This window comes from Devosia sp. LC5, from assembly GCF_000735585.1.
Lineage (GTDB): Bacteria > Pseudomonadota > Alphaproteobacteria > Rhizobiales > Devosiaceae > Devosia.
On sequence record NZ_JNNO01000012.1, the window covers coordinates 251,847 to 262,939 of the forward strand.

General features: G+C 63.1%; 9 protein-coding genes and 1 tRNA gene. 4 read left to right on the forward strand and 6 right to left on the reverse strand.

The window, feature by feature from the left end:
- Positions 1–56 precede the first annotated feature (56 nt).
- The 6 genes from rpoN to FF80_RS08720 all read right to left on the reverse strand — a co-directional run bounded on the left by rpoN (position 57) and on the right by FF80_RS08720 (position 4,374).
- Entirely contained in the window at positions 57–1,568 is a 1,512-nt protein-coding gene (rpoN, locus tag FF80_RS08695) for an RNA polymerase factor sigma-54 (protein WP_035099307.1), read from the reverse strand.
- A gap of 121 nt (positions 1,569–1,689) precedes the next feature.
- Complete coding sequence (lptB, locus tag FF80_RS08700) at positions 1,690–2,448, reverse strand: LPS export ABC transporter ATP-binding protein (RefSeq protein WP_035099308.1); 759 nt, start codon at positions 2,446–2,448, stop codon at positions 1,690–1,692.
- Positions 2,445–2,897, reverse strand: a complete 453-nt coding sequence (locus tag FF80_RS08705; RefSeq protein WP_035099309.1) for an LptA/OstA family protein — start codon at positions 2,895–2,897, stop codon at positions 2,445–2,447. Before FF80_RS08705 ends, lptB begins: the two co-directional genes overlap by 4 nt.
- Positions 2,894–3,532, reverse strand: coding sequence for a hypothetical protein (locus tag FF80_RS08710; protein WP_035099310.1), 639 nt, complete (start codon positions 3,530–3,532; stop codon positions 2,894–2,896). Before FF80_RS08710 ends, FF80_RS08705 begins: the two co-directional genes overlap by 4 nt.
- 22 nt (positions 3,533–3,554) lie before the next feature.
- Positions 3,555–4,169: a ribonuclease D gene (locus FF80_RS08715; RefSeq protein ID WP_035099311.1), complete on the reverse strand. Its 615-nt coding sequence runs from the start codon at positions 4,167–4,169 to the stop codon at positions 3,555–3,557.
- A gap of 120 nt (positions 4,170–4,289) precedes the next feature.
- Positions 4,290–4,374, reverse strand: a tRNA-Leu gene (locus FF80_RS08720).
- 234 nt (positions 4,375–4,608) lie between these two features.
- Between FF80_RS08720 and FF80_RS08725 the strand changes: the two genes are divergently transcribed.
- The 4 genes from FF80_RS08725 (at position 4,609) to FF80_RS08745 (ending at position 10,986) form a co-directional block, all read left to right on the forward strand.
- Positions 4,609–5,637 carry a complex I NDUFA9 subunit family protein gene (locus tag FF80_RS08725; RefSeq protein ID WP_052153324.1) on the forward strand — a complete coding sequence of 343 codons (1,029 nt, stop codon included), beginning with the start codon at positions 4,609–4,611 and terminating at the stop codon, positions 5,635–5,637.
- A 313-nt stretch (positions 5,638–5,950) separates the two neighbouring features.
- Complete coding sequence (locus FF80_RS08735) at positions 5,951–6,688, forward strand: PadR family transcriptional regulator (protein WP_052153325.1); 738 nt, start codon at positions 5,951–5,953, stop codon at positions 6,686–6,688.
- Between the two features lie 91 nt (positions 6,689–6,779).
- Positions 6,780–9,710: an FAD-binding and (Fe-S)-binding domain-containing protein gene (locus FF80_RS08740; protein ID WP_052153326.1), complete on the forward strand. Its 2,931-nt coding sequence runs from the start codon at positions 6,780–6,782 to the stop codon at positions 9,708–9,710.
- A gap of 82 nt (positions 9,711–9,792) precedes the next feature.
- Positions 9,793–10,986, forward strand: coding sequence for a class I SAM-dependent RNA methyltransferase (locus FF80_RS08745; RefSeq protein WP_035099313.1), 1,194 nt, complete (start codon positions 9,793–9,795; stop codon positions 10,984–10,986).
- Positions 10,987–11,093 lie beyond the last annotated feature (107 nt).

Here is an 11,093-nt window from a genome sequence, read left to right on the forward strand (position 1 = left end):
CTGCCCACAAGGACCATAGGGGCTATGCCCCATATTGGGCAATCGCAAAGGCGGCTCTAGGGGGTATGCTCCAGATTCTTCTTCTGCCGGCGGCGGACCACCGAGGAGGGGATATTCATGCCCTCCCGGTATTTGGCCACAGTGCGCCGGGCCAGCTCGATCCCCTGCTCCTTGTGCAGCAGCGCGGCAATGGTGTCGTCCGAAAGCACATCGGTGATGACCTCGGCCTCGATCAATTGGCGGATGCGGTGGCGCACCGCCTCGGCGGAGTGATCCCCGCCGCCATCGCTGGAAGCGATCGCGGTGGTGAAGAAATATTTCATCTCGAACAGGCCGCGGGGCGTCGCCATATATTTGTTCGACGTTACCCGGCTGACGGTCGATTCATGCATGTCGATGGTTTCGGCGACCATTTTGAGCGTCATCGGCCGCAAATGAGCAATGCCATGCACCAGGAACTGATCCTGCTGCCGCACGATTTCGGCCGCCACTTTCAAAATCGTCTGTGCCCTTTGGTCCAGACTCTTGGTCAGCCAATTGGCGGTGGCCAGGCAATCGGACAGGAATGCCTTTTCGGCCGGCTCGCGGGTCTTCTTGGTGACGCTGGTATAATAGACGCGGTTGACCAGGACGCGCGGCAGCACTTCGGTATTGAGCTCGATCTGCCAGGCGCCATCCGGCCCCGGCCGCACGAAGACATCGGGCACCACCGCCTCGATTGGCCCGCTGTCAAAAGCCAGGCCCGGCTTGGGGTCAAGCCGGCGGATTTCGCCCAGCATGTCGGCCAGGTCCTCGCGATCGCACCCCACCGCGCGCAGCAATCCCGCCACATTATGCTCGGCCAAAAGCCCGATATTGTCGAGCAGCGCCTGCATCATCGGGTCAAGCCGGTCGCGCTCGCGCAATTGCATGGCCAGGCATTCCGGCACATTGCGGGCAAATACTCCCACCGGATCGCAGCCCTGCAGTGCCCCCAGCACGGCCTCGACATCGGCCAGTTCGGCCCCCAGCAATTCGGCAATGCTGTCCAGCTCGACCGCCAGATATCCGGCCTCGTTGAGATTGTCGATCAGGTGCCGCGCAATCATCCGGTCGGCCGGCATGCGCAGGATCAGATTGGCCTGCGCCTCCAGATGCTCGGAGAGCAAAGGCCGCGAGGCCACGAATTGATCGATATCGGGCGCGTCCCCGCCTTCGCTGGCCCCGTTGCGGTCGAGCCGGCTGGTGGGGATCAACTGGTCCTGCGCCGCCTGGTCGGGAAATACATTCTCCACCGCAGTGTCATAGCCATCGGCAATCGAGCCGGCATCCTGGATGCGCTCGCCGCGCTCCACCGTATCCTCATAGGCGCTGATTTCGGTGGTGCGCTCGGGCACCTCAACCGGTTCGGCTTCGCCCGGCTCGGCCCCGTCCTCGCGCTCGAGCAGCGGGTTGCGCAGCAATTCGGCATCGACGAAATCGTTGAGTTCGAGATGGCTCAATTGCAGCAGCCGGATCGACTGCATCAATTGCGGCGTCAGCGTCAGGCTTTGAGCCTGCCGAAATTCGAGCCGCGGCGAAAGTGCCATCCATCCGTCCCTGAAATGCAAAAATCCTGGCCGTTTCCGGCCATTTCCCGGCGGCACCATGCCCCATTTCGCGGCAGGGGGCAAGCGATAGGGCAAGTTCCGTGCCAAGTGCGGTCGCGGGCTAAATCTCGAAATTCTCGCCCAGATAGACGCGGCGGGCATCGGGGTCGGCGCTGATGGTTTCGGGTCGCCCCTGGATCATCACCTTGCCACCATGGATGACATAGGCGCGGTCGACCAGGCCCAGTGTTTCGCGCACCGCATGATCGGTGATCAGCACGCCAATGCCCCGCCGCGTCAATTGCTTGACCAGCGCCTTGACCTCGGCCACCGCGATCGGATCGACGCCCGCAAAGGGTTCATCGAGCAGCATGAACACCGGATCGGCGGCCAGCGCCCGGGCGATTTCGACGCGCCGGCGCTCCCCGCCCGACAGGGCCAGCGCATTGGCCTTGGCCAGATGTTGAATCGAGAATTCCTCGAGCAGGGATTGCAGCCTTGCCTGGCGCGCGGCCCGACCCTTCACGTGGTTTTCCAGCACCGCCATGATATTGTCGGCGACGCTCATTCCGCGGAAAATCGAGGGCTCCTGCGGCAGATAGCCAATGCCCAATTGGCCGCGCTGGAACAGGGGCAAATGGGTGATCGGCCTGCCATCGAGCCTTATGTCGCCGCTATCGGGCTTTACCAGCCCCATGATCATGGTGAAAACCGTGGTCTTGCCCGCGCCATTGGGTCCGAGCAGCCCTACGGCCTCGCCGCGCCGCACGGCCAGCGACACATCACGCACCACACTGCGCTTGCCAAAGCTCTTGGCCAGGCTATGCGCCACCAGCCACCCGGTCTGGTCGATCCGGGGTTTTGCCGCTGCATCATTCATTGTGAGTTGAAGACCCCGGTCACCCTGCCGCCGCCAGTGCTGGAAAAGGTCGATACATTGGTCTCGAGATTGACCACCAATTCGCTCGAATTGACCGTGCCGCCCGAATTGACCACCACCACATTGCCCGTCAGCCGCAGCAATTGATCGGACGGCGTGAAGACGGCGCGCTGGCCGGTCGCGGTCTGGTCCTTGGTCTCCAGCTTGACGTCGCCGGTGGCTTCAAAGCTCTTGATGTCATTGGTGCCGCCTTCGCCATAAATGGCCACGACATGGGGCGCCCACACAGTCACCGTGGGATGCTTGACCACCACATTGCCCTCGAACACGGCTTCCCGCCTGGTTTCCTCGATGGTGAATTTGTCGGCGGTGATCTCAACCTTTTGCTGCGCCCAGGCCGGACTGGCCAGCAACAGCAAGCTCATGGCGAGCAGGAGGCGCGGCATCATGGAATGGTTTCTCCAGGGGTCGAAGGCAGGGTGACAATGGCCCTGGTAAATGTCCAGGTCTGCTGTTTGGCATCATAGACCATGCCATCGGCACTGATATCGCTGCCGTCCGAATAATTGATGGTCACCGGGCCCTTGGCGGTCAGCACCGAACTGGCCCAGTCGAATTCCGATTGGTGCAATATGCCTTTGGTGCCGGTCGTATCGGTGAAATGGGCCACCCCGTCGATAAAGACCACTTGACTGGTGGTGTCGAGCAGCGCCGCTGCCGAGATGGCGCGCATGGACACCCCGCTGGTGCGGTCCACTTCGAGCACGGCATCGCTCAATTCGATCCGGTCGGTGGCATTCATCGCCGCCCGCGCCGCGCTGGCCGTCACGCGATAGGCGGCGCCATCCTCGAGCAGGCCCGCATATTCGGGAGCATCCACCGAAACCCCGTCGCGCGTCACCGAAATCTGGCCGACGCCGAAGCGGGTGCCAATGCTGGACAGATAAATCTGCCCGGCCAGCAGCACCAGCGTCAGCGCCCCCAAAGCGGGTACGCCAATACGCAGGATCGACACGATCCGGTTGCGCCGCATCAGGCGCCGATAGGTGGCCAGCCGTTCCGGCGCGTCGGCATGGATTGTCATCGCAACCCCTTGGGTTTCGCTCTCAGCTATGGGCGAAAATATCGGTTTCGTCCCAGCCCAACAGATCAAGCTCGCACCGCGTCTTGAGGAAATCAAAGCATTGGCGGGCCAGCTCGGTGCGGTTTTCGCGCTGCAGCATGCGGTCCAGGTGGCGCTTCAGATCATGCAGATAGAGTACGTCGGAGGCCGCATAATCGAGCTGGGCATCGCTGAGCTTGTCCGCCCCCCAATCCGAGCTCTGCTGCTGCTTGGACAGGTCCACATTGAGCAGTTCGCGCACCAGATCCTTGAGCCCATGCCGGTCGGTATAGGTGCGCACCAGCTTGGACGCGATCTTGGTGCAATAGATCGGCCCGGTCACCACGCCAAAGCGGTTCTTGAGCACAGCGACGTCAAAACGCGCATAGTGAAAAATCTTGGTGACTGCAGGGTCGCCCAGCAGTTTGACGAGATTGGGCGCTTCATTGCTGGCTTGGGGGATTTGCACCACATCGGCGCTGCCATCGCCGGGCGACAGCTGGATCACGCAGAGCCGGTCGCGATGGGGATCAAGACCCATCGTCTCGGTGTCGATGGCCACTTCCCTGCCATAACGGGAAAGGTCAGGCAGGTCGCCGCGATGCAGTCTGATGGCCATGGGACGTCTCGAAAATTGCACGTTCCGCTCCTCTTGGCACAGCAAGAGGGCATTGGAAAGGCGGCTCCCCGAAAAGCGAAGCGCCGGTCACGACTTCCGTCATGACCGGCGCTCAAAATTTGGTGCCCAGAAGAAGACTCGAACTTCCACACCTTGCGGTACACGGACCTGAACCGTGCGCGTCTACCAATTCCGCCATCTGGGCAAGTGGCGGTGTAACTAGGGTGCCCGTCGGCGCTTGTCAACGGGCTTTTGCGCCCATACTCAAAAGTTCGCGCCGTCCCGGTGCGTGACCGTGTTTGCGGTCCGCCGCCGGGGCGCCATCGAGGCGGTCCACCCAGAGCCAATCCGGGTTCGATGCCCTCGACAGCCACGCCCTGCCTGCGCTAGAACCCGATCAACTTGCCGCGCGCCCTCGCGCCTTTGCCGGAGCTTTTGCATGCACAGCCTCGAACCCAAACTCGTCACCATCTTTGGCGGTTCCGGCTTCGTGGGAACCCAGATCGTGCAATTGCTGGCCGATCGCGGCCATCGCATCCGCGTCGCTGTGCGCCGGCCGGACCTTGCCGGGCACCTCAAGACACTGGGCATGGTCGGGCAGATCCTGCCCATCCAGGCCAATGTGCGCAACGAGGCGTCCATCGCCCGCGCCGTCGCCAAGGCCGATATCGTCATCAATCTGGTCGGCATCGGCTATGAACGCGGTGCCCAGACCTTCAAGGTGGTGCATACCGAAGCAGCTGGGCTGATCGCTGCCGCTGCCAAGGCCGCGGGTGCCGAAACGCTCGTGCATATGTCAGCTCTCGGCGTCGATCAGGCTGCCGCCGTCAGCGCCTATGCCAGCTCCAAGCTCGAAGGCGAGGCCGCCGTGCTCGCGGCTTTCCCCAATGCCGTCATCTTCCGCCCCTCGATCATGTTCGGCCGCGATGACGGCTTCTTCAATCTCATGGGCGGTCTGGCCCGGCTGTTCCCGGCGCTGCCGCTGATCTCAGGCGATACGCGCTTCCAGCCCGTCTATGTCGGCGATGTCGCCCAGGCCTTCACCAAGGCGGCCGAAGGCGAGCTCAAGACTGGCCGCATCTACGAACTTGGCGGGCCGACGGTGGAAACCCACCGTGCCCTCTTGCAGCGCATCCTGCGCGAAGCCGGCCGCAAGAATTCGCTGCTGCCGCTCTCGCCCGGCTTTGCCAAGGCGCTGGCCGCCCCCCTCGCCATCCTGCCCTTCCCGCCACTGCTGACTGCCGACCAGGTCGATCTGCTGGGCGTCGACAATGTGGTGTCCGATATCGCTATCAAGGAAAAGCGCACCCTGGCCGGCATCGGCATCGCGCCCACTTCGATGGACACTATCCTGCCCACCTATATGTACCGCTTCCGCAAACACGGCCAATTCGACCGCGACCCGGGCCTCGACGACAAAACCTCGTTCAAGGCCGATCCCTCGCACTACGAGAAGGTCAATATCTAGCCTTCGAGCAAACCGCCGGATCTTAAGAGCCACCGCCTAGTGCGGTGGCTTTTTGTTTGCGGTTCTAATTTTTGCCGGTGTGCCCGTATCTCTCAAACCCCACCGTCATTACCCGGCTCGTCCGGGCAATCCATGCCGTCGCGTGCGCTGAGATATGGATCCCGGACGAGCCGGGCGATGACAGCGACGAGGAGATCGAGACCGGCCGCTCCCTCGCCACCTACAAAAACAATCGTAAGATATATCTTGAAATCGCCGTTATCCGCAACGATCTTAGCTTCAACGCAATTCAAAGATATATCGGAGACACATCATGGGACAATATTGGCGCGATGGAGAGCCCAATTGGCGCCGGCTTGAAGCCATGGCCCGCCGCAGCTGGGGACAGTTTGCCGGCGGCGCTGGTGGCGATGGCTGGGGCAATATGGGCGGCAATTTCCGCATCGGGCGCATGCTCGCCTCGGGCGACCTGCGGCTGGTGGCGCTCTATCTCATCGAGCAGCAACCCCGCCATGGCTATGATCTGATCAAGGCCATCGAGGAAAAATCGGGCGGCTTTTATTCGCCCAGCCCGGGCATCGTCTACCCGGCGCTGACCTTCCTCGAGGAAGCCGGCTACGTCACCTCGGAAGCTGATGGCAATAAAAAGCTCTATACCATCACCGATGAAGGCCGCACCCATCTGGCCGACAATCGCGAAGCCATTGAATCAACCCTGTCATTCCTGGCCAAAGCCGGCGAGCAGATGAACCGCTTCCGCGAATTCGCCAAGGCCGACTGGCCGTTCAACCGCGAACAGGGCCCCGATGTCGGCAATCGTCCCCATCATCGTGGTCGCGGCTTTGGCTTCGGTCCCGGCAGTCATGAGCCCGATGCCGACCGCGACCTGCGCGATGTCGTGCCCGAGCTCAACGACGCCCGCCGCGATCTCAAGGCTGCGCTCAAGAAGGCCCGCGCCGGCTCGCCCGAGCAGCAGCGCGAGGCTGCCGATATCCTGCGCCACGCTGCCGCCCAGATCGAGGCCATCGGCGAAGACGACGTCGATATCTGAGTAAATTATGGGGCGCCGCAAGTATGGCGCCCCATAATACCTATCTAATACCTCTTTCGCCGGCCCCAGCTGACATGTTAGCCTCGCCGCCATGCAGCAAGCCGCCCTCTCATCCTCCCCCGTCCATCAGCCCACGCCCGACCGCATCGCGGCCGGCGAGCGCCTTGTCGCCCGCCTCAAGGGGCAAATTGGTGGGCGCATGTTTACCGATGCGTTGATGACCTATGCCTGGAGCGGGGACGCCAGTTCCTACCGGCTGGTGCCGGCCGCCGTGGTCTTCATCAATTCCGAGGATGAGGTGCGCGCGGTGATCAAGGCCTGCCGCGCCGAACAGCTACCCCTCACTTTCCGCGCCGCCGGCACTTCGCTCTCGGGTCAGGCCGTCACCGATGGCGTCCTGGCCGTATTGGGCGATGGCTGGCGCAAGCTCGATATCCATCCCGGCGCTGACCAGATTACGCTGGGGCCGGCCATCATTGTCGCCCAGGCCAATGCCGCGCTCAAGAAATTCGACCGCAAGATCGGTCCCGATCCCGCGAGCCAGGCCACCTGCAAGATTGGCGGCGTGGTCAACAATAATTCCTCGGGCATGTGCTGCGGCGTTGCCCAGAACACCTATCACACCATGGCGCGCCTGCGGATCGTGCTGGCCGATGGCACCGCACTCGATTCAGGCGATCCGGCTTCCTGCGACGCCTTCCGCATCAGCCACGCCAATATGCTTGACGCCATCCATGACCTGCATCACCAGGTCATGGCCGACCCCGATCTGGTCGCGTTGATCAAAAAGAAATACCGCATCAAGAACACGGTGGGCTATTCGCTCAATGCGCTGGTCGATTATCACGACCCGCTCGATATCCTGATCCACCTCATGGTGGGCTCCGAAGGCACGCTCGGTTTCGTTTCCGAGGTCACCTACAATACAGTCCCCGAACACCCCTTCAAATCGACCGCATTGGTGCCCTTTCCAGACCCCTATGCTGCTGCCAGTGCTATCAGTGTGTTAGCCAATAATGGGGTTCAGGTGACAACTGGTGTCACCGCCGCCGAATATATCGAGCGCCGCGCGCTGGCCACGGTGGAGCACCTCGCCCCCATGGCGCCGCTCCTGCCCTGGCTCACCGACAACTCGCCCGCCGTACTCATCGACGTCACGGCGCCCACCGCCCAAGAGCTTGAAACAGAAGTCGAAAAAGCCGTTGCGATCCTCTCGGCCAATGGCGCGACCCATATCGATTTTTCGACCGACGAAGCCCGTTCCCACGCTCTCTGGGATATCCGCAAGGGCTTCTTCGCCTCGGGCGGCGCTGCCCGTCCCAAGGGCACCTCCATGCTCACCGAGGACGTCGCCGCGCCCATCGATCGGCTGGCCGATTTCGTCATCGCCATGCGCAATCTGCTTGATGATCACGGCTATGAAGACGCCATCATTTTCGGCCACGCCTTGGCAGGAAACCTGCATTTCCAGATGAGCGACGATTTCGCGGCGCCCGGCGCGGCGGAAAAATTCGATATGTTTTCCAAGGCCCTGTCCGGCCTGGTCTCGATCCAATTCGGCGGCTCGCTCAAGGCTGAACATGGCACCGGCCGCGCCATCGCGCCCTTTGTCGAGGCCGAATGGGGCCCCAAGGCCTATGGCCTGATGCACCAGATCAAGGCCCTGTTCGATCCCGAAAACCTGCTCAATCCCGGCGTGCTGCTCAATGCCGATGACAAGGTGCATATCAAGCATCTCAAGGTCATGCCGCTGGCCGATGAACTGGTGGACATGTGCATCGAATGCGGCTTCTGCGAGCCGGCCTGCCCCAGCCACCAGATGACGCTATCGCCGCGCCAGCGCATCGCCGTCACCCGCGAGCGCGAACGCCTGCGCGTCAGTGGCGAAAATCCCGAACGGCTGGCGATCCTCGACCGCGACTTCCAATATCCCGGCCTCGACACTTGCGCCGCCTGTAATCTCTGCTCCCTGCGCTGCCCCGTCGGCATTGAAACCGGCACCATGATCATCGGCCAGCGCGGTCAGCGCCGCGGCAGCACCGCCCGTTCGGTGGCCGGCTTTGCCGCCGATCACACCGGCAGCGTCGAAGCCTTCATGCGCGGCGGCGTGGCCCTGGCCGATATGGCCCGCGCCATCATCCCCGCGCCCGCGCTGGAGGCCATCACCGAAACCGCCCGCCGCGCCAGTGGCAATCGCATTCCGCGCCTCTCCCGTGCGCTGCGTCACGGTCCCGGCGCGCCCAAGGCACCGGCAAAAGTCTCGCGGGACGATCCACGCGACACCGGCTTCCCTCTGCCCATCGTGCAAGGCGACCGGCAGAAAATCGTCTATTTCCCCTCCTGCGCCAGCCGCATGTTCGGCGCGCCGCAAACCGGCGAGAACTTGCTGCCGGTCACTGACGCCATGCTGGCTTTGCTCGACCGGGCCGGGTTCGATGTCACCATGCCCGAGCATCTGAATGGCCAATGCTGCGGACAGCCCTTCCAGTCCAAGGGTTTCCCCGAACAGGCAACTGAGGTGGGCGGCGCGCTCAAGCGCGAGCTCTCCGCTCTCAGCGATGGCGGCGCGGTATCGGTCGTCACCGACGCTTCCACCTGCGCCAAGCACCTCAAGGAATTCCCCGGCACTGCGCCCGTACTCGACTCGGCGCAATTCCTCGTCACTCATGTGCTGCCGCGCCTGACCATCACGCAGAAGCTGCCGACGGTGGCCGTACACCACAATTGCTCGGCCCAGCGCCTCAAGGAACAGCCCTCCACCGAAGCCATTGCCTGCGCCTGCGCCGAGCATATTGCCGTGCTCAGTTCCGTCACCTGCTGCGGTTATGCCGGCGACAAGGGCCTGTTCTTCCCCGAACTCAACCAGCACGCCACCCGCTTCGCCAAAAATGACATACCTGCAGGATGCACGCTGGGCGTCTCGACAGTCTCCACCTGCGCCTCGGGGCTGAGTGAGCATGCGGGCGTGCCGTTCGTGGGCCTGGCGAGTTTGTTGGAGTGGGCCAGCCGGCCGCTGCACTAAGCCGGGTGAGGGGGCAAAAGCCCCGCCCTTCACACATCGCCCGCAAAAGGCTACTGAACCCTTCAGCAAGCCCCGGACGTTCATGACCATCACCACACACATTACCAGCCTCGGCCACAAGGGCGAGGGTGTCACCGAGATCGACGGCACCAAGATCTTCGTGCCGCTGACCCTGCCCGGCGAAATGGTGGAGATCACCGCCGACGGCGAACGCGGCACGCTGGTCTCGGTGCTCGAATCGGCCGCCAGCCGCATCACGCCATTCTGCCCGCATTTCGGCGCCTGTGGCGGCTGCCAGCTGCAGCACATGGACAGAGCCAGCTACGAAACGTTTAAGACCGGGCTGGTTGAAATCCCGCTGCGCTTCGCCGGGCTCGACCACAAAGTCACCCGTTTCATCGACGCCGCCGGCAATGGCCGCCGCCGCGCGACGCTCCATGCCCGCAAGGAAGGCGCCGGCTATATGCGGCTGCGCAGCCATCAGGTGCATGATCTGGATGCCTGCCCGATCCTGGTGCCCGAACTGGCCCGCGCCCCCGATATCGCTCGCGCCGTCATGGCGGCTCTGGGCGAGGCCGATGTGAGCTTTACCGCGACCGTTTCCGGCCTCGACGTCGCCGTGCGCACCGAGAAGAAGCAGGCCCGCGCCGATCGGCTGCAGCCGCTGGTCGGCCGCTTCCGGCTGGCGCGATTGGCGCTCAACGGCGAAATGATCCTGCAAGCCCAGGCGCCGATCATCGCCATGGGCCGCGCCCAGGTCGAACTGCCCATTGGCAGCTTTTTGCAGGCCACCGAAGCCGCCGAGACTATCCTGTCCGAATACGTGCTGAACGCCGTCGGCAAGGCCAAGAGCGTGGCCGACCTGTTCTGCGGCATCGGCCCCTTTGCCCTGCGGCTGGCCGAACAACGGCCGGTTTCGGCTTTCGACAGCGACAAACCCGGCATTCTGGCGCTCGACAAGGCCCGCCGCTTCACCAAGGGCCTGCGCGAGATCATCGCCAAGCCGCGCGACCTGTTCCGCGACCCACTCACCCAGTTCGAATTGCCCTATGAGGCAGTGGTGCTCGATCCGCCCCGCGCCGGCGCCGAGGCGCAGGTGCGCGAACTGGCCAAGTCCAAGGTGAAGACCGTGGTGATGGTCGCCTGCGATAGCAGGACCTTTGCTCGTGATGCTGCGATCTTGGTGGGCGCCGGCTATGTCATGAGCGATCTGGTGGCGGTCGACCAGTTCACCCAATCCACCCATATCGAGATCGCGGCCACCTTCCGCCGCTGATCATCACATTGTTCCGGCGGGCGCAACCCTTGCCACGGGACCGCGTTGGGAAACCCATCAAGCAAACAAGCGACTGCGTGGGGCGGGCGTTGTTGTGAATGGAGCAA

Excerpts from the sequence above, each read along its gene's own strand:
- FF80_RS08710 (WP_035099310.1), bottom strand. The coding sequence starts at position 3,532 with ATGACAATCCATGCCGACGCGCCGGAACGGCTGGCCACCTATCGGCGC.
- FF80_RS08735 (WP_052153325.1), top strand. The coding sequence starts at position 5,951 with ATGGGACAATATTGGCGCGATGGAGAGCCCAATTGGCGCCGGCTTGAA.
- FF80_RS08745 (WP_035099313.1), top strand. The coding sequence starts at position 9,793 with ATGACCATCACCACACACATTACCAGCCTCGGCCACAAGGGCGAGGGT.
- rpoN (WP_035099307.1), bottom strand. The coding sequence starts at position 1,568 with ATGGCACTTTCGCCGCGGCTCGAATTTCGGCAGGCTCAAAGCCTGACG.
- FF80_RS08715 (WP_035099311.1), bottom strand. The coding sequence starts at position 4,169 with ATGGCCATCAGACTGCATCGCGGCGACCTGCCTGACCTTTCCCGTTAT.
- FF80_RS08705 (WP_035099309.1), bottom strand. The coding sequence starts at position 2,897 with ATGATGCCGCGCCTCCTGCTCGCCATGAGCTTGCTGTTGCTGGCCAGT.
- FF80_RS08740 (WP_052153326.1), top strand. The coding sequence starts at position 6,780 with ATGCAGCAAGCCGCCCTCTCATCCTCCCCCGTCCATCAGCCCACGCCC.
- lptB (WP_035099308.1), bottom strand. The coding sequence starts at position 2,448 with ATGAATGATGCAGCGGCAAAACCCCGGATCGACCAGACCGGGTGGCTG.
- FF80_RS08725 (WP_052153324.1), top strand. The coding sequence starts at position 4,609 with ATGCACAGCCTCGAACCCAAACTCGTCACCATCTTTGGCGGTTCCGGC.